The organism is Amycolatopsis jejuensis (assembly GCF_000717335.1).
GTDB classification, from domain to species: Bacteria; Actinomycetota; Actinomycetes; order Mycobacteriales; family Pseudonocardiaceae; genus Amycolatopsis; species Amycolatopsis jejuensis.
Genome location: NZ_JNYZ01000005.1, coordinates 182,665 through 203,957, shown reverse-complemented (window position 1 = coordinate 203,957; position 21,293 = coordinate 182,665). Strand labels below are relative to the sequence as shown.

Genomic DNA, 21,293 nt, shown 5'->3' with positions numbered 1-21,293 from the left:
TCACACCAGTCCGGGCAGATCCTTCAGCTGCCGCCGGGAGTTGATGCCCAGTTTGCGGTAGATGTTCCGCAAATGGGCGTCCACCGTGCGGGGGCTCAGGAACAACCTGGCCGCCACTTCCTTCGACGTCGCGCCGCCCGCGACTTCTCTCGCGATGTGCATTTCCTGCATCGTCAGGTGGTCGTAGGCGTGGTCCGCGCGGTTGCGGGTGGCTTCTCCGGTTGCGCGGAGCTCGCCCGCTGCGCGGCGGGCGAAGGCTTCCAGACCCAGGTCCGACAAGAGGGTGTGCGCGGTCCGGAGTTGCTCGCGGGCGTCGCGGCGGCGGCCTTCCCGCCGTAGCCATTCGCCGTAGCGTAGGTGGGCTCTCGCGCGGTTCGGGGCCAGCGGGCTGTCGGCCAGTACTTCCACCGACTCGCGGTAGTCGTCCTCCGCGCCGGTCACCAATGCGCGAGCACCGGCGGCGACGCCGCGCGCCCACGGGGTTCCGGCGGGTTCCGTGCGGTCCACAAGGGACTCCAGGGCGGCCGCGGCCGTATCCGGTCGTCCACATCGGACGGCGGCTTCCACCAATTCCGGAAGCGCAACGCCGGAAAGGAACAGGTCGCCGGATTCGGTTGCCTTGGTGGCCGCGGCCAGCGCGTCCTCGTATTCGGCGAGGCCGTTGCTCAGCACTGCACGAGCCCAATGGACGTTCGTGATCAGCTGGCCGGTACCCCGGCGTTCGGCTTCGGCGAGCAGTGACAAGGTTTCCGCACGGCGGCCTCGTAATGCGGCCAGCTGGACCCGCGAATACATCTGCGGCACATCACCGACCGCGTCGGCGATTGCTTCCTCCTCGGCGATCGCCGCCATCGCACGGCCGAGATCGCCGGTGAGGGTGGCACCGATGGCCGATTGGGACAGTCCTAATCGGATGGTGATCGGGGATCCGTTGTCCCGTCCGGTTTTCTGGAGCCAGGCGGTGATCGAGGTGTGCAGGTCGAGGTCCCACAGTTCGCCCGCGAGCACGGCCGCCAGACCGGGGATCTGCGCAACGGAATCCTCGGTGAGTACCTGCCGGAGCGCCGGTACCGCCTCGCGATGACCCTTGTTCTTCAGCAGTACCAACGCATCCAGGAGATCCGGGCGGTCCGCCGCAGGAGCCGACCGGGCGGCGTCGAGTACTCGGTCCAGGACACCGGTCGCCCGGCCGACGACCAATCCCATCTCCAGCGCGGCCACGAAACACTCCCGCGACCGCTGCGGATCGGTGGCAGCCAAGCGCCGCGCGGCCTGCAGGATGAACTCCGGCCCGCGGCCCGCCCCCGCGACGAACGCGATCTGGCCGCGCAGCAGGTCGACGGACGCGAGCTGCGCGACGTCCAGCGCCGAACTGTCGATTGTGGACAGCAGATGGGCCGCCGCATCGGCGTCACCGGCGTCCAGGGTCGTCTGGGCGGCGGCGAGGGTGCGCGAGATGCGTTCCCGAGGCGCGGGCGACAGCTCGGCGGCGCGCCGGAGGAACGCGGCAGCGGCGCTCACTCCCCCACGCGCCTGTGCCCGCGACGCCGAGGACACCAGGTCGGCCGCGATCTGTTCGTCCGGCCCGCTGGCCGCTTGCGCGCTGTGCCATGCCCGCCGGTCCGGCGCGCCGACCGGGTCGGTGACCGCGGCGAGCGCCCGGTGCGCGGCCTGCCGTTCGCCAGGTTCGGCCCCGCGGTACACAGCCGCCCGCGCGACCGGATGCCAGAACCGCACCCGGGTCCCGAATTCCACCAGCCCGGACGCCTCGGCGGCAGCGCTCGCCGATGGGACGTCGATGTCCAGTTCCCACGCAGCCGCCCACAAGAGCGCAGGATCGCCGGTCGGGTCCGCGCTCGCGAGGACCAGCAGTTTTCGCGCCGGGTCCGCCAGTTCGGCCAGCCGCGCCTGGAAGCTGCGCTCGATGCGGGTCGCGACCGGGACCGGCTCCGGCAGCGCGAAGCCGCCGGCCTTGGGGAACTCGATCAGCGCGAGCGGGTTCCCGCGTGCCTCGGCGAGAATGCGCTCGCGCACGCGTTCGTCGGCCTTCTGCTCGGTCAGCAACGCTCGCGCGTCGGGTTCGCTCAAGCCCGCGACGGTGAACCCGGGTAGCTCGTCCAGCGCCGAGTCGCGCGTCGCGAAGACCATCGCGATGGGCTCGGCGGCAATGCGGCGGGCGAGGAAGGTCAACGCCTGCACCGACGCCTTGTCCAGCCAGTGCGCGTCGTCGACCAGGCACAGCACCGGACTCTCCCGCGCGGCCGCGGCCAGCAGTTCGAGCGTGGCGAGACCGACGCGAAACGGGTCGGGCGTGCCGCTGGCCAGGCCGAATGCGACGTGGAGCGCGTCCCGGTACGGCGGGGCGAGCTCGTCCAGCAGCCCCAGCACCGGCACGCACAGCTGGTGCAGCGCGGCGAAGGCCAGCTCACCCTCGAACTCCGAGCCGGACGCGCGGATGGTGCGGAACCCGCCGTCCACCAAGCGCCCGGTCTCGTCCAGCAGCGCACTCTTGCCGATCCCGGGCTCCCCGCGCAGGACGAGCACCCCGCCCTCGCCCCGGGCCGCCGCCTCGGTGAGCGCACGAAGCCGCCCGACCTCGTCGTCTCGGCCGACCAGCGGAGCGGGCATGGGCCGAGCCTATCCTGCGCTCGGCTTCAGCCGGTTCCGGTTTCGAGGAACGTCGTGACGAACTCGGCACTGAGATGGTGCGCGAAATGCTGATAGCGGCCGGGGCCCAGGGTCCGGAAAAGGTGCGGAGTACCGGCCGGGATGATCAGCCGCTGCCCACCGTGCACGACGATTTTCTCAGTGCCGACGGTGAATTCGGCAGTACCCTCGAAAACGGCCACCGTTTCCGGATACGGATGCTCGTGCAGGGGCGGGGAGACCCCGATTCGCGTGGTACTGAGCTGAAGGTAGGAAACATCGACGCCGTAGTCCTTGCCTTCCAGTGAGATGGCCCAGTATTCAGCGACGCCGATGCCCTCGGGGTCATCGAACAGGAAGGCGCCGGCGGCCACGGGCCGTCCGGTCAACGGGACCGGAACGTCGCTCGGTGGTGCACTCATGACGGAGTGTTTTCCTTTCCCCGCGCCCGCTTGCGCCGGTATTCGGCGGCGCGGGCTTCGTAGTCGCGGTGTTCTTCGCCCTGATCCGGCGGCCGGTGAAGGACGCCGGAGGTCGAAAAGAACCCTTCGAGAGCCTTGTTCGAGCTCACCGCGAGATCGGCGGTGCGGGCGAACATTTCGGTTTCGTACCTCGTGATCGCCGCGTCGAGGTCCGGTTCCCCGGCAATCGCGTGGGCGAGTTCCGCGCCATCCAGCAGCGCGAGGTTCGTGCCGTGCCCGCCGAAGGGGGCCATGAGGTGGGCCGCGTCGCCGATCAGGGTGACGCCGGGGACGTGCGCCCAGGTCAGCGGGGCAGGCAGGGCCGAGAAGGTGCGCAGGAGGTAGTCGCTGTCGTTGTCCGTGAGCAGCGGGCGCATGACCGCGGACCACTGGCTGTACTGGCGCAGCAGATACGCCCGGACGGCGGCGCGGTCGGCGAGGTCCACCCCGGCCGCGACGGGCCAATCCTCCTCGGCGCGGAAAGCGACGTACCCGCGGACCACCCCGTTGCTGTTGCGCTGGACGATCACCGCCCGGCCCGCGCTGTCGGTGACGAAGAGGTGCCCGTCGCCGACCATCCGGGCGATCTCGGGATGCCGGACGTCCACGTCGTCGAACCGGGTGTCGAGGAAGCAGACCCCGAGGTACCGCGGCGCCGCGTCGGTGACCAGGGGACGCACCTTCGACCACGCACCGTCGGCACCGATCACGAGGTCGGCCTCGGTACGGAAACCGTTCGCGAACTCGAGGCGGTGCGTTCCCGCGCCGGCAGCGGTGGCCAGCACGAGTTTGTGTCCCCAGTGGACGGTGCCGGCCTCGACGTGGTCCGCGAGCATGATCCGCAGCTGGCCACGGTCGATCTCCGGCGCGGCGCTGTCGCCGTCCGCCGGGACGAACTCGTCCACGAGGTTGCCGTGGTGGTCACGGCTGGTCTTGGCCTGGCCTTCGAGCCGGGCGAGAGCCTGGAACGCGGCCATCAGCCCGGCGTCCTCCAGCGCGATCTGCCCGGCATCCGCATGCAGGTCGAGGGTGCCACCGGGATCACGGGCGTCCGCGGCCGCATCGGCGTCGTAGACCGCGGGGCGCAGGCCGTGCAGCTGCAGGACGCGGGCACACAGCAGGCCCCCGGGCCCGCCGCCGATGATCGCGATCCGAGGCGAAGTGGTCACTGGTGCTCCTCTCCGGGTTGAACTACTACCCGGACTATATTCGGAACTGTTCCAAGTTTGCAACGGCACAACTTTTTACCGCCTGGTCGGGGGACATCGCGGTGCGGCGGATGCTGCCGGGACGGGGGCTGAGGCGTGCTCGACGAGCGCGCGGGTGCATCCGCGCGCCACCGACGGGTCACCGGGGGCTGGGCCGAACTACCCTGATCTGCGGAACGAGCCGGTTGGGCAGTGGCAGGCTTGCCCTAGGTCAGTGCGGTGCTCATCCGGTCCCAGCCGGACGAGATGAGGGCGAAGATCTGCTCCGTCGCCGCGACGGGATCCGCCTCCTCGCGCACCAGCACCCGGGCGTCGAGGACGAAGCGCGCGAGCGCCCGGCAAGCGGGTGGCGGGTCGGAGTAGCCGAGCTCCGCGGCGATGGCGGCCGCGAGAGTTTTCTCGTACCGCAGCCACATCCGGTCGGCGTACTCGCGCAGCGCCGGCGTTTCGCTGATGAGCCTGCGGAACTCGGGCAGGCCCGCCGCGTCGCGCAGGTCGGCCTGGAACTTCCGGTGCAGTGCTTCCGGGATCGAGACTCCCGGTGCGCGCCCGGTGACCGCCTCGACCAGTGCCGATTCCTCGGCTTCCTCGCAATCGAAGACGAGCGCTTCCTTCGAGGGGAAGTAGGCGAAGAGGGTCGCGGTCGCCACGTCCGCCTCGTTCGCGACCTCCCGCACCCCGACCTCGGCGTACCCGCGTTCGAGGAACAACCGCAGCGCCGCGTCCGCAATAGCCTTGCGGGTAGCGGCTTTCTTGCGCTCTCGACGACCGGGAGGGGGCACCACAGCTGGAAGGTTAACAGCCGCTGCGCCGTCTACGTACGCCCGCGAGAATAGGCAATTCCTGCCGACGCGGGCCGGTGCCGTCCGGAGTGATTCTCGGGGCATGACGAAACCAGCCGCCCGGACCGCGCCGGGCTCCCTCGCCCGCGGCACCGTTCTCGCCGCGGCTTCCCTGACCATCATGGCGCCCGCGATCATCGCGCCCAGCCTGCCCGCCATGGAGCAGGCCTTCGGTGCCGGACTGGTCGTCCGCCTCGCGATGACGCTTACCTCGCTCATGATCGGCATCAGCGCCCCGCTGGCCGGGCTGCTCGCCGACCGGATCGGGCGCCGTCCGGTGCTCGTCGCCGCGCTGCTGCTGTACGCGCTCGCCGGCACCGCCGGGTTCTTCGTCACCGACCTCCCGGTGCTGCTGGTCACGCGGGCCCTGCTCGGGGTGGCCGTCGGCGGGGTGATGACGGCGGTCACGGCGACCATCACCGACTGGTTCGACGGGCCTGATCGCGCTTCGTTCCTCGGGCTGCAGCAGGCGTTCGCAAGCCTCGGCGGGGTCGTGTTCCTGCCACTGGCCGGGGTGCTCGCGACGCTCGGCTGGCGGGTCCCCTTCTGGCTCTACGCGGTGGCCGCCGTGGTCGCCCTGCTCGCGATCGCCGCGGTGCACGACCGGCCACGGCCACCGGGACTGAGAACCGGGTCGAAACTGCCTGGTCGCGCGCTGGGAATTTACGCGGTGGCACTCGCCGCGACGCTGGTGTTCTACATGGGCCCGACGCAGGTGCCGTTCCTGCTCACCGCACCTGCGCTCGTCGGATTCGTGGTTGCGGGGAGCACATTGAGCAGCGCTGTTGCGGCGTTTTCCTTCCCGGCTCTGCGGCGGCGGTTGCGGTCACCGGTGATCACTGCGGTCAGTATCGGGCTGCTCGGGCTTGGCTGGGTGGTGGTCGGTCTTGCCGGGGACGCGGTGGGTGCGGCAGTCGGGTTGCTGGTCGGGGGTACCGGGGTGGGGTTCGCGGTCCCGAACCTGACGCTGCGGCTGAGTGAGCTTGCCTCGCCGGAACGTCGGGGGCGGGTGTTGAGCGGGCTGGTTACCGCGATTTTTCTCGGTCAGTTTTTCTCGCCGCTGCTGGTGGAGCCGGTTGTTCACGCCGTTGGGGTCGGTGGGGCGTTCTGGTGGGCCGGTTTTGCGGCGACAGCTTCCGCTGTGCTTGGCGGAGTGTTTTCATCAAAGGGAAGGAAGTTCGATGATTTACCACGGTAATCGGTTTACGTTCAAGGATGGGGTCAGTCAGGAGGAGATTGATTCTGCGCTGGAGAGTTTGCGGGTTCAGGGGCGGTCCATTCCGTCGGTGCGGTCGTTTGTGGTCGGCCGGGATCATGGTGGGGATTTTGCTTACGGGGCGATGTTCGTGATCGAGGATTTGGCTGGGTATTGGGAGTATTTGGTGCATCCTGCGCATCGGCACACTGATCGGATCGGGTTGCCGTTGCTGGATCGGTTTACTTCGTTTGACATTACGGATGATCTGGATCCGGAGGTGGCGGAGAGGATTGCTGAGCTGCATCAGCGGAGGTATGACAGTGATCCGGAGTTGACTCGGCTGGTTTCCGATCTTGGGGAGTATGAAGGGAGTGCTGCTCCGGGATCACGTTCCTGAGGGTTTCTCTTGGGAACTGTTGCGGGGGGGCACCCCGAAGCCGGGATTGTGACTACGGTCTGAGGGGCTTGTCAAGGCGGGAAAGATGCCTTGACAAGCCCCTCAGACCGTGTTTCGGCTTCGTATCGGGGTGCAGGGCGGGGGCTGGGCTGCCGGGTTTCGTGGGGTGCGCGGGCTGCGGTGGGAGGGTGGGGGAAGTCCGTGAAGGGAACCATGAGGGAATCTGATTCCGTGAAGGTTCCCTTCACGGAATGCTGGGGTGTTACTACACTGCGCGCACGGGCTCGGGCTTGGGAGGGGGTGCTGCGGAAGGTGGACGCGGAGCTGGCGGCGGAGGTGTTGCGGCGGGCGAAAGGGCCGGAGGCTCGGGAGGTCAAGCCGGATACCGGGTATGTCGGCGATGGGGTTCTGTCGTGTGCGGAGTGTGGCGCGGCGGTGATCGGGGCGGCGGCGATTCGGGGCTGGACACCGGATTTGCTGGCTGCGGATTACGACTGTACTGGCTGCGGCAAGGTTCACGCGCCGGTCGCGAAGGCGGACGGGGAGCTTCACGACTTGGTTCGCGCGAAGTGGTCCGATGCCGCGTGGGTGGCGGCGTGGCGGGTGGCTACCGTCGAGGAGCTGGACGCCGAGCTGGCGGAAGCGCGGGCGGTCCATGAGTGGTGTCTGGACGACCAGCAGGCGCACGAGGTCGCGCGGCGGTTGTCGAGGGCCGTGGGTTATCGGGAGCCTTGGTGGAGTATGTATTTTCTGGCCAAGCATGCTGTCGAGGTGGTCAATCGGCGGACGGCGCTCCGAGAGAATCAGCAGCCTGGTGCGCGGTCGTTGCAGGAGCTCCGGGCTGCTTCGTCCGCGTTTGGCTCGATGTATCTCGATACGATGCATCGGCCCAATCCGTTGCTGTGGACGCCTTCACACAATCGGCAGCTCCGGGCGAAAGCCCGCGCCTACGGTGGGCGCAAGCAGCGCAACGCCCGGCTTGCCGAGCTCGATGCGCGGCTCTGGGAGCTGCTCGCCGAGCGGGAATGGCGGGACCCGGATCTTGCGGCGTTGTGGGAGGACCAGGTGCTGGCCGACGAGTGGGCCAAATCCCCGCAGACGCAGGTCAAGCGGCGGCGGGCGATGGTGGTTGCAGCAGTTGGGGACGGGCGGTTGGCCGTCCGGCGCCGTAACGGGGACGAGGCGCGGATCGTCCGGCCAGAAGAGTAAGGCGAGTGCGGCAGTACCGAGAACCACCGCACTCGCCGGGAAATGGTCAGCGGATGTCGTGGACCAGGGTGCCGCCTACGTTGTCGATTTTGCGGGCTTGGGCGTTGGTGTAGCCGTCGCTGTTGATCAGCATCGTGACCGAGCGCTGGCCGTCGCCGGTGACTGCGTTCCAGAAGTTGTGGCCGCTCGCCATGCCGCCGCTGTGGCCCCACGTGACCAGGTCCTTGGTGAGCTGGTACTTCTGGACTCCGAGCCCGTACCCCTGCTTGCTGTCGTCCAGAATGGTGCGCTTCATTTCCGTCAGCAGTGACGGCGGCAGCAGCTTTCCGCTCAATAATGCAGCCCAGAACGCCGTCGTGTCGGGGCCGGTGGAAATCAGCTCACCGGACGCATCCGCCTCCGAGGTGTTCCACTCCGTCGTGTCGACGCCCTTGGTGTAGGAGCGCAGGTCCGGCTTGCGGATCGTGGTCTGGTCGCCGGGCCAGTAGGTTTCGCACAGGCCGAGCGGCTGGATGATGCGCTGCGTGATTTCGGTGCCGATGCTCCGGCCGGTCACCTTCGCGACGATCAGCCCGGCCAGGTTGTAGTTCGTGCTGGAGTAGTAGAAGCCCGACGCCGTCTGCTCGGGCGGGTCCATCGTGAGTGCCTGCTGCACGGTGAACAACGGCTCCGTGTGGTCCCAGCGGTGTTCCTGATCGTCGGCCCAGTAGTCGTTTTCCGCGTAGTCCGGCAGGCCGCTGGTGTGCTGCAGCAGGTCCCGGATGGTGATCTCGCGCCCGTCGTACTGCGGGGTGTCGACGAGGCCCGGCAGGTAGTGGTCGACAGTGTCGTCGAGCTTGAGCTTGCCCTCCGCGACCAGCTGGAGCACGACGACGGCGGTCCACGTCTTCGTGTCGCTGCCGATCCGGCTGTGCTCGTCGCCGCTGATCTTGCGGCCGGTCGCGCGGTCCGCGACACCGACGCCGCCGGACCACACCCCGCAGCCGGGGCTCTTCACCGTGAGGACGATTCCCGGTGCGGCATTGATGTTCTTCAACGCCGCCAGCGCGGTCTGGATGGGTTTCATGTCGCACCGCGCCGCGGCCGACGCGGGAGGTACGGCGACCAAAGCCGCCGTCACCGCCACTGCCGCGGCAGCACTCGTCAACCCTCGCATACTGTCTCCTTCCACCGGTCCGGCGTCGTTGCCGGGGGGACCTGGGTCAGACCGAGAAGAGCGTTTGCGAGGCGACCGTGTACCGGCGCAGCGCGGCGGGGTCCACCGTGACGCCACCGCCGGGACCGTCCGGAACGGACAGACAGCCGTCCTCGAGTTCGAATGCCTCGGTGAGATCGGAGGCGTAATACCGGCTGGACGCCGAAATGTCGTTCGGCAGCACGAAACCGGGTAGCGCGGCGAGGGCGAGGTTCTGCGCGCGGCCGATGCCGGTTTCGAGCATTCCGCCGCACCACACGGGAATCCCGTGCGCGGCGCAGACGTCGTGGATCCGCCGGGCTTCGAGGTACCCGCCGACGCGGCTTGGCTTGACGTTCACGATCCGGCACGCGCCCAGCCGGATCGCGAACGCGGCGTCGCGGGCGGAGCAGATCGATTCGTCGAGACAGATCGGGGTACGCAGGAGTTTCGCCAGTTCGGCGTGCCCGCCCAGGTCGTCCGCGGGCAGCGGCTGTTCGAGCTGGACGAGGCCGAACTCGTCGAGCCGGCGCAAGTGTGCGGCGTCGGCGAGCGTGTACGCGGTGTTGGCGTCGGCCTGCAGGACGAGGTCCGGCCCGAATTCGGCACGGACCGCGTGCACCGGCTCCAGGTCCCAGCCGGGCTCGATCTTCAGCTTGATCCGGACGTACCCTTCGGCCAGGTAGCCCGCGACCGTACCCAGCAGCTCCGGGATCGTGTCCGTGATCCCGACCGACACCCCCGCCGGAATGCGATCCCGCACACCGCCGAGATAGGTCGACAACGGCATCGCATACGTCCGGCATTCGGCGTCGAGAATTGCCGTTTCGAGCAACGCCTTCGCCATCGGATTGCCCTTGACCGGCGCCATCACCCCGGCGATCCGAGCGGCGTCCGGCCGCAGCAGCGCGGTGACCCGCGGGACGAGGTGGTCGCGCAGAATACGTTCGGCACCGGCCGCGAATTCGGGGCTGTACAACGGTTCTGGGTCGCCGCCGAACTCCGCCCAGCCTTCCGCGGTGTCGGTGACGACGTGCAGCAGCAGGGTGTCGCGCTCGGTGTCGACCGAACACGAGGTCCGGAACGGGCGCACGAGTGGCAGCCGGACCTGGATCAGGTCGATCAGCTCGATCTTCATGCGGACTCCCGGCTCAGGCGGTACCAGCCGGACCGGCTGAAGCCGGTCGCGGCAAAGCCCTCGGCGAAAAGCGGCGCCAGCGCATCCCGGACGGCCGCCCGCCACTGCGCGCCGAGCCGTCCGTCCTCGCGGCGGGTGGCGACGATGTCCGTCGGGACGCGGCACCAGTGTCCGGTCGCGTCGTGGGCGAGGAACGGTTCGCCGTCCGGGGCGCGGCGGGGGTCGAGGTCCGCGGTGTGCAGGTCGGGTCCGGTGAGGCGGGCCGGGCGCGGGTGTTCGAGCGGCCACACCGCGGTGAGCCGGTCGGTTTCGTCCGCTCCGTTGACGCCGTCGGCGATCTGCCCGAAGAAGTCCACTGTGTACTCGGTACCGCGGGCGCCGAGCTTGGCGAGGTTGAAATGCGCGTTCCGGCTGACCAGCGGGTCAAAGGTCCAGACCATTGTGGTGGCGCCCTGTTCGAGCGCCCACCCGCGCTGCGCTTGCTTGAGCGCGAAGCCGACCCCGCGGTCACTGGTGCGGGCAGCGGCGATCATCGAGTACACGGCGCGCGATGCAGGTGCGCAGAAGATCAGCACTGAGGCGGCCAGGATGCCGTCACCGTCGGCGGCGTAGTGCACCGCGCCGCCCGCGTGGGCGAAGGCGCGCAAGGCGTCGGTGCCGAAAGGCGGCTGCGTTTCCGGCGTCTGCCATACCCCGGCGAGGAACCGTGACACCGCTTCGACCGTCGGGACATCCCCGGCCAGCCGGATCCGGACCCCGGCGCGGTTCGCGGCGCGCAAAGCGGTTTCGGTGGCCCCGGTCTCGGCGAAGGGGGGTACGGTCGCAGGGGCGGCCCGCGGCACACCTGAGGGAACGTGCATGCTGACAGCCTCGCGGGCAGCTCGGCCGGGTGCATACAGTGCCAGTCCAGAGATTCCGCGAATGTTTTGTGCGTCTGGCTAAAGAGGTGAGGATGCTCGACCCGGAGATACCCGATCTCGGCCAGGTTCTCGACGCGCTGGGCACTTCGCTGCTCCGGCCGGTCACGCCGCTGCCGGACCGGCGGGTGCCGGTGTCGGGTGTGCTGATCCACGAACGGCGCACGCCGTTGCCACCGGCGCGGGACACGATCCTGCTCGCGGTCGGGGCCGATCCGGCCGAGGGGAAGGACCTGGTCGTCGCGGCCGCGGACGCCGGGTACGCGGGGCTGGTGGTGAAGAGCTTCGGCGAGCCGGTGACGGAGCTGGCCGCCGCCGCGGAAGGCGCAGGTCTCGTGCTGCTGGCCGCCGACGAAGCCGTGGCCTGGCACCACCTGGAGGCGATGATCTCCTCGGCGCTGGCGCCCACCGTGCGGGTACCCGGCGCGCCCGCTGCCGGTGACCTCTTCGCGCTGGCCAACGCGATTGCCGGGATGGTGGGCGGTGCGACGTCGATCGAGGACCCGCACCGACGGATCCTGGCGTACTCGACGGTGCCCGGCCAGCCCATCGACGACGGCCGCCGCCAGGGCATCCTCGGCCTGCAGGTGCCGCACGCGCCGGACTACTACGACGAGCAGTACCAGGCCCTCACCCATGAGCGGCGGACCTGCCGGTTCCCGCCCATCCCCGGCGGGCTGCCGCGGCTCGGGGTGGCCGTGCGCGCGGGCAGCGAGATACTGGGGTCGATCTGGGTCGTGGACGCCGAGGACAACCTCGACGAGGCCGCTGAGCAGGCTCTTTTCGACGCTTCGGACATCGCCGCACTGCACCTGCTCGCGGCCCGGACGGCGGTCGACGTGGTCCGGCGGCGGCGCGCGGACCTGTTACGCCGCCTGCTCGCCGACCCGAGCAGCGTCACCGCGGTCGCCCCGCAGCTCGGCCTGGAACCGGACGCCCCGGTGGCAGTCGCCGCGTTCACCGTGGCGTCCGCGGACACCGAGGACGTGCTCGCGGCCCACGCGGCCGCCCGGCTGGCCGACCTGGTGAGCCTGCACTGCGAAGCCCACTACGGACGGCACGGGTGCGCGCTGATCGACGGGACGGTGTACGCGCTGCTGCCGAACGGTCCCACCCACCGGGAACTGGTCGCCGACATCGCGCGCCGGGCCAATGGTGCGCTGCGGATGCCGGTACAGGCGGGGCTCGGTTCGGTGGTCAAGGGGTTACGCGCCATCGCAACCTCCCGCGCCGACGCGGACTTGGTACTCCGCACGCTGAGCGAACGCCCCACGGAACCTTGCCAGGTAGCAACGATCGACGAAGTCTGGGCAGGCGCGACGCTGTCGGTACTGGCCCAAATCCTGGCGACACACGAGTCCTTGCCGCGACGACTGGGTCCGGCAGTCCGGGCACACGACGCCGACCACGGAACGACGTACGCCCCGACAATCCTGGCGTACCTGGACACAAACGGCGACATCGCGGCCGCGTCGACGCGCCTTTCGGTACACCCGAACACAATCCGGTACCGGCTGTCGCGCGCGGAGGAGATCTTCGGCTTCGATCTGGCCGACCCGGATGAGCGGCTGGTCCTGTGGCTCCGATTGCGGCTGGGAGACCAGCTGGGCTGGTGACTTTCAGCGCCCCCGCCGCAGGGCACGACCCGCCAAAACCCCCGTCGGCTGGCCCTCCCGCAGTGCCGCCTGGCCGTTCACCAGTACGTGCCGCATCCCGTCCGCATATCGGTGCGGGTTCAGGTACGTCGCGTTGTCCTGCACTGCCGCTGGGTCGAACACCGTCACATCGGCGAACGCACCCGGCCGCAGCACGCCGCGGTCCGGCAGGCGCAGGTTCGACGCAGGCAGGCTCGTCATCCGGCGGACCGCTTCCTCGAGCGGCAGCACGCCTTCCCGCACCCACGGGCCCAGCACTCGCGCGAAAGCACCGTACGTCCGGGGATGGATGGACGTGTCGGTGAACGGCGGTTCCGCCGCGATCGCCTCGGAATCTGTGCACACCGAGACCCACGGCTGTTGCAAAGCACGTCGCACGTCCGTTTCCGAGGCGGTGAACTCCGCGACCATCAGCTTCGGCTCCGCGGTCACGAGGTCCAGCAACGTGTCCAGTGGATCGCTGTCCCACCGATGGGCGCTGACCTCGGCGAGCGTATGCCCCTTCAGATGATCAGCGCCGGTCCCGAGCAGCAGGATCCCGGAAGCACCGCCGGAACCCAGGTACAGGTTCTCCCAGTCCTGACCAGGATCGAGGATGGCCGCCTTGATCTCCTTGCGCGTTACGGGGTCGGCGATCCGCTCCGCCAGCGCCGCGTGGCCACCCTCGTGGAAGCGCGGCGGGATGAAGGCGGACAGGAACGTGGAACCCGCGTCGTACGGGTAGATGTCCGCGGTCACCCCGAGGCCCTCGGCGCGAGCCTGCGCTACCCGCTCCAGCACCGTCGTCATCAGCGGCCAGTTCTGTTTCCCGGACGCCTTGAGGTGATAGATCTCCGCCCGCGCCGACGATTCCCGCGCGATCCGGATCAGCTCGTCCACGGAATCGACCAGCCGGTCCGATTCCCCGCGGATGTGCGAGATGTACAACGCATCATGGCGCGCCAAAACCCGGGCGTACGCAATCAATTCCTCCGTGGACGCATAACTGCCCGGCGAATAGATCAACGCCGAACCCACGCCGAGCGCGCCGTCCGCCAATTCCTCGTCCAGCAACGCGCACGCGGCCGCCAATTCATCCGTGGTCAGCGGCCGATCTTCGGTACCGGCAAAAGGCATCCGCAGGTTTTCCGCGCCGACGAAACTCGCGATGTTCAGCCCCAGCCCGGCCGCGGCGAGGTCGGCGAAGAAATCCCCGAGCCGCGGCCAGCTGGTCCGCATGCCGAAGAGCGGCGGTTCGGCTGCGACCAGATCCGTCATCCGCCCGGTGACCGGCCCCATCGACCGGCCCTCGCCGAACACCTCCGTCGTCACCCCTTGATACAGGTCAGACAGCCCGCGCGGATCCAGCTGCAGCGTCTCGTACGCATGGCTCAGCACGTTGATGAACCCCGGCGCCACCACGCATCCCGCGGCGTCCAGCTCCGGCACGTCGGTCTCCGGCACCTCGCCGACCGCTTCGATCCGGTCGCCGGCGATGGCCACGTCGACGAGCCGGGCCGGGCCGCCCGTGCCGTCGACAACCGAGCCTCCTCGAATCACCAAATCGGCGGGCATGGTGCTCCTTTCCCTCGGCGCGGCCGGGCGGGACATGATCAGGCGTACAGACATGCGACCTCGTGGCCTGCGCCCACCGTGACCAGCGGCGGGTCGGTGCGCTCGCAGTCGGCCGTGCCGACTGGGCAGCGCGACCGGAACCGGCAGCCGTCCGGGATGTCCACCGGGTCCGGCGTCTCCCCGGACAGCAGCTGCGGTTTCGCGCGTTCCTGCCGGTCCCGCCGGGGTACCGCGGACAGCAACGCTTTCGTATAAGGGTGCTGCGGATTGTGGATGACGTCGTGCGCCGGACCCTGCTCGACGATCCGCCCGAGGTACATCACCACGATCCGGTCGGCGAAATGCGCGGCCGTGGACAGATCGTGGGTGATCATCAGGATGGCGGTGTCCTGGTCCTTGCGCAGAGTGTCCAAAAGGGACAGCACCCCGGCGCGCACGGAAACGTCCAACATGGACACTGGTTCGTCGGCGAGCAGTACATCCGGGTCGAGCACCAGCGCGGCGGCAATGGCGACCCGCTGCCGCTGCCCGCCGGAAAGCTCGTGCGGATACCGGGCGAGGAATGCGCTCGCCGGGGAAAGCCCGCTGCGCTCCAGCGCTTCCTCGGCGAGCTTTTCCCGCTCCGCCCGCGACCCGCCGATGCCGTGGATCAGCATCGGCTCGGCCAGGATGTCGCGGACGCGGCACAGCGGGTCGAGCGATTCGTACGGGTCCTGGTAGATCATCTGCACCCGGCGCCGGATCGGCCGCAACCGGCGTTCGGGCAGCCCGCTGATCGCGCTCCCCTCCAGCCGCACGGTGCCGCCGGTCGGGCTCACCAGACCGCAGATCGCTTTGGCGGTAGTGGACTTCCCGCAGCCGGACTCCCCCACCACGGCGACCATTTCCCCGCGCCCCAGCCGGAAACTGATGCCGTCGACGGCGTGCACGACATTGCGCGGCCGCCGCGCGAGAGTCCCCACCATGCCGCGGCGCATCGGGTAATGGATCGAGAGGTCTTCGACCTCCAGCAGCGCCTCGCTCATGACGTCACCATGCTCTCGGTGTGGAAACACGCCGCCCGGTGGCCCGGACCGGTCGCCCGCAACAACGGCAGCTCGCCCGCGCAGCGGTCCATCGGCACGTCACACCGGGGCCGGAACGGGCAGCCGGTGATCTCCTGGTCCAGCCGCGGCGGCGCACCGGGAATGGAGACGACCTCCTCGGCGCCGTACAGATCCGGCGTCGCCGCGAACAGCAGCCGCGTGTACGGGTGCTGCGATTCCCAGCTCAGCTTGTCCGCCGGACCGTCCTCCACCATTTTCCCCGCATACATCACCGCCGCGCGATGGCAGAACTGCGACACCAGTGGCAGGTCGTGGGTGACCAGTACCAACGCCATACCCAGTTCCTCGGTGAGCCGGGTCAGCAACTCCAGGATCTGGGCCTGGACCATGACGTCCAACGCGGTCGTCGGCTCGTCGGCGAGCAGGATTTTCGGCTCGCACGCCAAGGCCATCGCAATCGAGAGCCGTTGCCGCATCCCGCCGGAGAACTCGTGCGGGTACCGGTCCACCGAAGCCGCCGGAATACCGACCAGCTCCAGCAATTCCCGCGTCCGCTCCCGCGCTTTCGCCCGGCGCGCGAAACCGTGCGCGATCATCGGTTCGGCAATTTGCCAGCCGACCGTTTTCACCGGGTTCAGGGCATTCATCGCCCCCTGGAACACCATCGCGATGTCCCGCCACCGATGCCCTCGCACCGATTCCTCACCACCGGACAGAATCTCGGTACCGTCAATGCACACCCGCCCCGCGACCGTCGCAGTCGGCGGCAGCAAACCCATCAACGCCAGAATCGTCGTCGACTTCCCGCAACCCGATTCCCCGACCAGCCCGAACCGTTCACTCGCCGCGAGGGAGAAACTCACCCCGTCCACGGGATGCACCTGACCACCGCCCGGCAGGTCGAACCACACGTGCAGATCACTGCACTCCAGCACGCTCATCGCGCGTCCGCCCCTCTTCCCGCCAGCACTCGGATCCGCCACCGGCGCCCCGACAGGTGCGAGACCTTCAGCCGCGGGTTCAGCGCGTCCTCGATGGCCCGCCCGAGCAGGAAGCAGCCGATGCTCACCGCGGCGATCACGAATCCGTCGGGCACGATCGCCCACCAGGCGCCGGAACTGATTGCCGTCCGCGCGAACGCGTGTTCCAGGATCGTTCCCCACGTGGTCACGCTCGGGTCCTCCAAGCCGAGGAACGCGAGCGCGGTCTCCAGGTAGATCGCCACCGACACGGTCAGCACGGTGTTCGCGATCAGCAGCGGACCGGCTTGCGGGAGGATGTGCCGCACGATCACCCGGGTGTTGCTCGCCCCGAGCCCGCGCGCCCGTTTCACGTACGCGCGCTCGCGCAGCGACATCACCTCCGCCCGTACGATCCGCGCCGTAGTGGTCCATTCCAGCAGGCCGATCACCAGGATCACGTGGAACAGGCTCGGGCCCCACACCGCGGCGATCACCATGGCCAGCACCAGGTCCGGCAGCACCAGCAGCACGTCGGTGACCCGCATCAGCACCGCGTCGACCCAGCCGCCGAAGTAGCCGGACAGGATGCCGATCGTCCCGCCGAGCACCATCGCCACGAGCGTCGCGGTGAACCCGACGACCAGCGAGGTCTGCCCGCCGCGCATCAGCAGCGACACCATGTCCACGCCGCCGTCGTCGCAGCCGAGCCAGTGGTGCGCGGACGGCGGTTCGAACACCGCGCACGACCGTTCGGTGGTGCTGTACGGCGCGACGTAGGGCGCAATGATCGACAGCACCACGAAAAACCCGAGCACCACGAGCCCGGCGACCGCGGATTTGTGCTCCCGCAGCACTTTCCGGAAGATCCCGGTGCGGCGCATCCCGCCCACATCGGGGGCGAGAAGGGTGGACGTACTCATGCGCTGACCCTTCGGTCGAGGCGGAAGTAGACGAGGTCGGCGATGAAGTTCAGCAGGATCACCGAAACGGTCAGGAGCAGGAAACCGCCTTGCACCATGGGGTAGTCCCGCTGGCTGAGCGCGGTGTAGGTGGCCATGCCGATGCCCGGCCAGCTGAAGATCACCTCGATCAGCACCGCGCCGCCCACCACGTACCCGAGGTCGAGCGCGACCATGGTGACCATCGGCAGCATCGCGTTGCGCACGGCGTGCTGCCACACCACGCGACGGTCGGACAGGCCCTTCGCCCGCGCGGTGAGCACGTAGTCCTCGCCCAGGGTTTCGAGCATCGACGACCGCACCACCAGCGTGTAACCGCCGTACGCGGTGAGGATCAGGGTGGCAGTGGGCAGCACCATGTGGCTCGCCACGTCACCGACGTTCTGCCAGAACGGCGGGCTGTCGAACACGAACAGGTCCGCCATCCCGCCCGCGGGCAGCACCCCGGCGAAGAGGATCAGCAGCACCAGCCCGAGCCACTGCGACGGGAACGAGTACACCAGCGTCGCCAGCCCGGTGTTGAGGTGGTCCAGCGCCGACGACCGGCGCCAGGCCGCGATCACGCCGGAGAGAATGCCGAAGACGATCGCGCCGAGCGTGCCGACCCCGGCCAGCAGCACGGTGTTCTTCAGGTCCTCCACCAGCAGGTGGCTCACCGGCTGCTGGTAGGTGAAGGACACGCCGAGGTCACCGTGCAGCAGGTTCTTGAGATAGATCAGGTACTGGTCCCATTTGGACTTGTCGAGCCCGAACCGGGCCTCCAGCGCGTGCTGGAGCTCCGGCGTGGCGTGCGGGACCCGGGACAGGTTGCTGACCGCGTCGCCGGGCAGCACCCGGAAGAGGAAGAAGTTCGCGGTGACCGTGAGGAAGATCGTCACCACGGTGAAGATCCCGCGGCGGAGCAGGTAGTCGAGACTGCGCATCGGTTCAGCCCACCTTTCGCGCGGACAGCAGCGGGATCTTCGATTCCGACGAGAACGAGTCCCCGCCGACCTGCTGCAGCTCCCAGGACGGCGAATGCGCCTCGATCGAATCGGGGTAGTCGATCACCAGCAGCGCGCGGTCCCGTGCGGCCACCTGCTGCATCCGGTTCACCACGTCGTGCCGCTCGGCCGGGTCCATCGCCTCGCCCTGATCGGCGTAGAGGTCGTCGAACTCCTTGCTGCAGTACCCGGTGTCGTTGAGGATTTCCCAGCTGGCACAGGTGAGGTAGTTGAGCGTGTCGTCCGGGTCGCTGGTGCCGCCGCTCCAGCCCCACATGGTCATCGCGAAGTCCGCCGACTTGTTCGCCATGGCCGCCGCGTTCGCCGCCGCGTTGTCCAGCAGCCGCGGTTCGAGCCGCACGCCGATCCGGGCGAAGTCGCCGCGGATGATCTGGAACGACCGCAAGCCGGCGCCGCTGTAGGTGTCCTCGGGCAGGATGATGGGGTACACCATCGGGTGACCGTTCGCGATCCGCGTCCCGTCCGGCCCGCGGCGGAAGCCCGCCTGGTCGAGCAGGCGATTGGCGAGGTCGAGGTCGAACGACGCCGGCTTGATCGAGGGATCGGCCCAGTCGGCGGTGCCGGGTGCGATGATCGACCCGCCCGGACGGCCGTGGCCGAGCAGCGAGGTCTTCACGATCTCGGCGCGGTTGATGGCGTGGTCGAAAGCCTCGCGCAGCAACGGATCGGTGAGCTCCCGATGTGCTTCCTGCTGTTTCGGGTTCGCGTTCACCGTGATGCTGTCGAACCGCATGCCGGGCGACGAGATCACCTTGAACCCGGACGATTCGAGGTTTCCGACCGACGTGGCGGGCACACTCTGCACCGCGTCGAGCTGGTGGCTCTTGAGTGCGGTGATCATCGCGTCGTCGGTGCTGAAGAACTGGATGCCGAACCCGGCGATGTGCGGTTTCGGGCCGTAGTACGCGGGATTGCGCTTGAACATCGCAATCTGCTTCGGCTCGTGTTTCACCAGCACGAACGGTCCGCCGGACACGATCGGCGCGTTGTTGGGGAACGTCGTGAGCGCCTGTCCGTCCCCCTCGGCGTACTGCTGCCAGATGTGCCGGGGCAGGATCGGCACGCTCATCAGGCGGCTCAGCACGTTCGAGACCGGGTTCTTGTAGTGCAGTACCACGGTGTTCGCGTCGGGCGCGGTTGCCGTGTCGAGGTCGATCACGTAGTTGGCGAGACCGGCGGTGGGCCCGTCCTGGAACTGCGCGATCGTGCTGAGCGTCCACGCGACGTCCTCGGCGCTCAGCGGTTCGCCATCGGACCATTTCGCGCCGGGATGGGTGTGGAAGGTCCAGGTCTGGCCGTCTTCGGAGGTGGTCCAGTCCGTGGCGAACTCGGGGGCGTACTTGTCCTGCGGATCGAGCTGGACCAGGGTCGGGTAGATCTGCTCGAACACCGAGAACGCCATGGTCACGACGGACACGAACGGGTTCAGCGAATCGATCGGCTGGTCGGCGCCGAGCCGGTAGATCCCGCCGTCGGCGGTCTCGCTTTCGGCCCGGCCGCACGCGGCGAGGCCACCAGCGGCCAGCACCACGGCGAGAAGCGCGGCGACCGCGCGGCGGAAGCGGTTCGTCATCGAAGCCACCTAAGGCGTGAACGTGCGGTAGAGGGGGCAGCCGGAGTAGTCGGCCCGCGTCGCGGACCCGTCGAGGAAGACGTCGAACCGCAGCCGTTCGGGGAGCCGCGCGTCCGCGCCGACGCGGAAGGAGCCGTCGTCGAGCGGGACGAGTTCCTCCGGCGCGCCGCCGCAGACCGAAACCCACAGCTTCGCCTCGTGGGCGTAAACGTGGAGATTCGACAGCCACGGGTTGTGACAGCGGTAGTGGCCGACCAGCGCGGCCCAGCGTTCCGGTGGGTCTTCCGGTGGTGGCGGGGCCGGAGGTTTCTTGTCCGGCAAGGAAAACTCGGGTACCGGCTCCCGGGTCGCCGCGATCAGATGCACGGCGGTTTCCTGCCAAGGACCGACGCCGTTGGTGAGCACCACGGCCCCGATCCCGGTGTCGAGATCGCAGGCGACGGCCGCGTGGTACCCGATCATGCCGCCGGTGTGCCAGACGTGCGGGCGCCCGCCGAACTCGCCGATCAGCATGCCGAGCCCGTACGAGCACCCCTCCTCCTCGATCCGGATCGCGGGGGTGAGGAGCTCCTTTCTCGCGGCCTCGGACAGCAGGTCGGGCCGCCCGCCCATCAGCAGCCGCAGCCATGCCGTCATGTCGACCGCAGTGGACACGACGCTGCCGTCGGCGGTGTCTGTCTCCAGCCAGGTCGCCGGGACCACGCCGTCTTCGCGGAGCGGCGGACGGTCGTCGTACCGCGGTTCGTAGCCGACCGCGCTGCGGGTGCGGATTTCGTGAGTGATCGCGGGTACCGCGGTCTGCATCCCCAGTGCGGCGAGGAGTTCGCCGAGGAGTTCGGAGTACGGCCGCCGGTGCACCGCCGCCAGCACGAGCCCGAGCGCCTTGTACCCGACGTTCGAGTAGTGGAACCAGGTTCCCGGCGGGGTGGTGGCCTCGGTGTCGCGCAGCGCCCACACCTCGAAGGCGGAATCGCCGGAAACGTCGGTGCCCTCGATGATCCCGGCGGTGTGGGACATCAGGTGCCGCAAAGTGATCGGCTCGTGCGCCGACCGGACGGAAAACCACGGCAGGTACTCGGTGACCGGGTGGTCGAGGTCGACGAGTCCCGTGTCGCGGGCCTGCAGCAGCAGGACGGCGGTGAAGGCTTTGCTGATCGACCCGATCTGGAACAGGGTGTCGCCGGTGACCGGCAGGCCGGCGGCTTGGTCGGCGAGCCCGAACGTGCCGGCGGCGAGCACGGTGTCGCGATCGGTCACCGCCATCGACAGGCCGGTGGCGAAGGACCGTTCGTGCAAGGCCGTACGGCAGGCCTGGTCCAGCGCCGGGGACGCGGGTGCTCTCATCTGCTT

Annotated in this window: 18 protein-coding genes; 4 read left to right on the top strand and 14 right to left on the bottom strand. The window is 69.0% G+C overall.

Annotated features, from left to right (window positions below; genetic code table 11):
- The 4 genes from OO71_RS07475 to OO71_RS07460 form a co-directional block, all read right to left on the bottom strand.
- Entirely contained in the window at positions 1 to 2,628 is a 2,628-nt protein-coding gene (locus OO71_RS07475) for an AAA family ATPase (RefSeq protein ID WP_033288904.1), read from the bottom strand.
- Positions 2,629 to 2,654: 26 nt separating this feature from the next.
- Positions 2,655 to 3,068 carry a cupin domain-containing protein gene (locus OO71_RS07470; protein WP_051791203.1) on the bottom strand — a complete coding sequence of 138 codons (414 nt, stop codon included), beginning with the start codon at positions 3,066 to 3,068 and terminating at the stop codon, positions 2,655 to 2,657.
- Entirely contained in the window at positions 3,065 to 4,276 is a 1,212-nt protein-coding gene (locus OO71_RS07465) for an FAD-dependent oxidoreductase (RefSeq protein WP_033288903.1), read from the bottom strand. Before OO71_RS07465 ends, OO71_RS07470 begins: the two co-directional genes overlap by 4 nt.
- Positions 4,277 to 4,521: 245 nt before the next feature.
- Positions 4,522 to 5,100 (bottom strand): TetR/AcrR family transcriptional regulator, encoded by a 579-nt coding sequence (locus OO71_RS07460; protein ID WP_156096215.1) that lies wholly within the window; start codon positions 5,098 to 5,100, stop codon positions 4,522 to 4,524.
- A 100-nt stretch (positions 5,101 to 5,200) separates the two neighbouring features.
- On the opposite strand from OO71_RS07460, the gene OO71_RS07455 reads away from it, so the two are divergent.
- The 3 genes from OO71_RS07455 (at position 5,201) to OO71_RS07445 (ending at position 7,961) form a co-directional block, all read left to right on the top strand.
- Positions 5,201 to 6,355, top strand: coding sequence for an MFS transporter (locus tag OO71_RS07455; protein WP_033288902.1), 1,155 nt, complete (start codon positions 5,201 to 5,203; stop codon positions 6,353 to 6,355).
- Complete coding sequence (locus OO71_RS07450) at positions 6,339 to 6,752, top strand: Dabb family protein (protein ID WP_033288901.1); 414 nt, start codon at positions 6,339 to 6,341, stop codon at positions 6,750 to 6,752. The genes OO71_RS07455 and OO71_RS07450 overlap by 17 nt, the downstream gene beginning before the upstream one ends.
- Positions 6,753 to 7,064: 312 nt before the next feature.
- Positions 7,065 to 7,961, top strand: a complete 897-nt coding sequence (locus OO71_RS07445; RefSeq protein WP_033288900.1) for a hypothetical protein — start codon at positions 7,065 to 7,067, stop codon at positions 7,959 to 7,961.
- 46 nt (positions 7,962 to 8,007) lie between these two features.
- On the opposite strand, the gene OO71_RS07440 is transcribed toward OO71_RS07445, so the two are convergent.
- From OO71_RS07440 to OO71_RS07430, 3 genes are read right to left on the bottom strand one after another with little or no spacing between them, the layout of a single operon-like run.
- The gene (locus OO71_RS07440) at positions 8,008 to 9,117 is read right to left on the bottom strand and encodes a serine hydrolase domain-containing protein (protein ID WP_033288899.1); all 1,110 of its coding nucleotides are present in this window, start codon (positions 9,115 to 9,117) and stop codon (positions 8,008 to 8,010) included.
- 46 nt (positions 9,118 to 9,163) lie between these two features.
- Positions 9,164 to 10,273 carry an o-succinylbenzoate synthase gene (gene menC / locus OO71_RS07435; protein ID WP_033288898.1) on the bottom strand — a complete coding sequence of 370 codons (1,110 nt, stop codon included), beginning with the start codon at positions 10,271 to 10,273 and terminating at the stop codon, positions 9,164 to 9,166.
- Complete coding sequence (locus OO71_RS07430; protein ID WP_033288897.1) at positions 10,270 to 11,133, bottom strand: hypothetical protein; 864 nt, start codon at positions 11,131 to 11,133, stop codon at positions 10,270 to 10,272. Before OO71_RS07430 ends, menC begins: the two co-directional genes overlap by 4 nt.
- A gap of 92 nt (positions 11,134 to 11,225) precedes the next feature.
- Between OO71_RS07430 and OO71_RS07425 the strand changes: the two genes are divergently transcribed.
- Positions 11,226 to 12,806 carry a PucR family transcriptional regulator gene (locus tag OO71_RS07425; protein ID WP_033288896.1) on the top strand — a complete coding sequence of 527 codons (1,581 nt, stop codon included), beginning with the start codon at positions 11,226 to 11,228 and terminating at the stop codon, positions 12,804 to 12,806.
- A 3-nt stretch (positions 12,807 to 12,809) separates the two neighbouring features.
- Here OO71_RS07425 and OO71_RS07420 read toward each other — a convergent pair whose 3' ends face one another.
- The 7 genes from OO71_RS07420 to OO71_RS07390 are packed head-to-tail and all read right to left on the bottom strand — an operon-like array spanning position 12,810 to position 21,287.
- Entirely contained in the window at positions 12,810 to 14,399 is a 1,590-nt protein-coding gene (locus OO71_RS07420) for an N-acyl-D-amino-acid deacylase family protein (protein WP_033288895.1), read from the bottom strand.
- A 38-nt stretch (positions 14,400 to 14,437) separates the two neighbouring features.
- Positions 14,438 to 15,424 (bottom strand): ABC transporter ATP-binding protein, encoded by a 987-nt coding sequence (locus OO71_RS07415; RefSeq protein WP_033288894.1) that lies wholly within the window; start codon positions 15,422 to 15,424, stop codon positions 14,438 to 14,440.
- On the bottom strand, positions 15,421 to 16,386 hold the full coding sequence (locus OO71_RS07410; RefSeq protein WP_033288893.1) for an ABC transporter ATP-binding protein: 966 nt from the start codon (positions 16,384 to 16,386) through the stop codon (positions 15,421 to 15,423). Before OO71_RS07410 ends, OO71_RS07415 begins: the two co-directional genes overlap by 4 nt.
- Positions 16,383 to 17,327, bottom strand: a complete 945-nt coding sequence (locus OO71_RS07405; protein WP_084144764.1) for an ABC transporter permease — start codon at positions 17,325 to 17,327, stop codon at positions 16,383 to 16,385. Before OO71_RS07405 ends, OO71_RS07410 begins: the two co-directional genes overlap by 4 nt.
- Positions 17,324 to 18,289, bottom strand: a complete 966-nt coding sequence (locus tag OO71_RS07400) for an ABC transporter permease (protein WP_033288892.1) — start codon at positions 18,287 to 18,289, stop codon at positions 17,324 to 17,326. The genes OO71_RS07405 and OO71_RS07400 overlap by 4 nt, the downstream gene beginning before the upstream one ends.
- Positions 18,290 to 18,293: 4 nt before the next feature.
- A complete protein-coding gene (locus tag OO71_RS07395) occupies positions 18,294 to 19,943 on the bottom strand; it encodes an ABC transporter substrate-binding protein (RefSeq protein ID WP_156096214.1) in 1,650 nt (549 codons plus the stop codon).
- A gap of 9 nt (positions 19,944 to 19,952) precedes the next feature.
- Complete coding sequence (locus OO71_RS07390; RefSeq protein WP_033288890.1) at positions 19,953 to 21,287, bottom strand: serine hydrolase domain-containing protein; 1,335 nt, start codon at positions 21,285 to 21,287, stop codon at positions 19,953 to 19,955.
- Positions 21,288 to 21,293 lie beyond the last annotated feature (6 nt).

Excerpts from the sequence above, each read along its gene's own strand:
- OO71_RS07475 (WP_033288904.1), bottom strand. The coding sequence starts at position 2,628 with ATGCCCGCTCCGCTGGTCGGCCGAGACGACGAGGTCGGGCGGCTTCGT.
- OO71_RS07470 (WP_051791203.1), bottom strand. The coding sequence starts at position 3,068 with ATGAGTGCACCACCGAGCGACGTTCCGGTCCCGTTGACCGGACGGCCC.
- OO71_RS07455 (WP_033288902.1), top strand. The coding sequence starts at position 5,201 with ATGACGAAACCAGCCGCCCGGACCGCGCCGGGCTCCCTCGCCCGCGGC.
- OO71_RS07450 (WP_033288901.1), top strand. The coding sequence starts at position 6,339 with ATGATTTACCACGGTAATCGGTTTACGTTCAAGGATGGGGTCAGTCAG.
- OO71_RS07440 (WP_033288899.1), bottom strand. The coding sequence starts at position 9,117 with ATGCGAGGGTTGACGAGTGCTGCCGCGGCAGTGGCGGTGACGGCGGCT.
- menC (WP_033288898.1), bottom strand. The coding sequence starts at position 10,273 with ATGAAGATCGAGCTGATCGACCTGATCCAGGTCCGGCTGCCACTCGTG.
- OO71_RS07430 (WP_033288897.1), bottom strand. The coding sequence starts at position 11,133 with ATGCACGTTCCCTCAGGTGTGCCGCGGGCCGCCCCTGCGACCGTACCC.
- OO71_RS07425 (WP_033288896.1), top strand. The coding sequence starts at position 11,226 with ATGCTCGACCCGGAGATACCCGATCTCGGCCAGGTTCTCGACGCGCTG.
- OO71_RS07420 (WP_033288895.1), bottom strand. The coding sequence starts at position 14,399 with ATGCCCGCCGATTTGGTGATTCGAGGAGGCTCGGTTGTCGACGGCACG.
- OO71_RS07415 (WP_033288894.1), bottom strand. The coding sequence starts at position 15,424 with ATGAGCGAGGCGCTGCTGGAGGTCGAAGACCTCTCGATCCATTACCCG.
- OO71_RS07410 (WP_033288893.1), bottom strand. The coding sequence starts at position 16,386 with ATGAGCGTGCTGGAGTGCAGTGATCTGCACGTGTGGTTCGACCTGCCG.
- OO71_RS07405 (WP_084144764.1), bottom strand. The coding sequence starts at position 17,327 with ATGAGTACGTCCACCCTTCTCGCCCCCGATGTGGGCGGGATGCGCCGC.
- OO71_RS07400 (WP_033288892.1), bottom strand. The coding sequence starts at position 18,289 with ATGCGCAGTCTCGACTACCTGCTCCGCCGCGGGATCTTCACCGTGGTG.
- OO71_RS07395 (WP_156096214.1), bottom strand. The coding sequence starts at position 19,943 with ATGACGAACCGCTTCCGCCGCGCGGTCGCCGCGCTTCTCGCCGTGGTG.
- OO71_RS07390 (WP_033288890.1), bottom strand. The coding sequence starts at position 21,287 with ATGAGAGCACCCGCGTCCCCGGCGCTGGACCAGGCCTGCCGTACGGCC.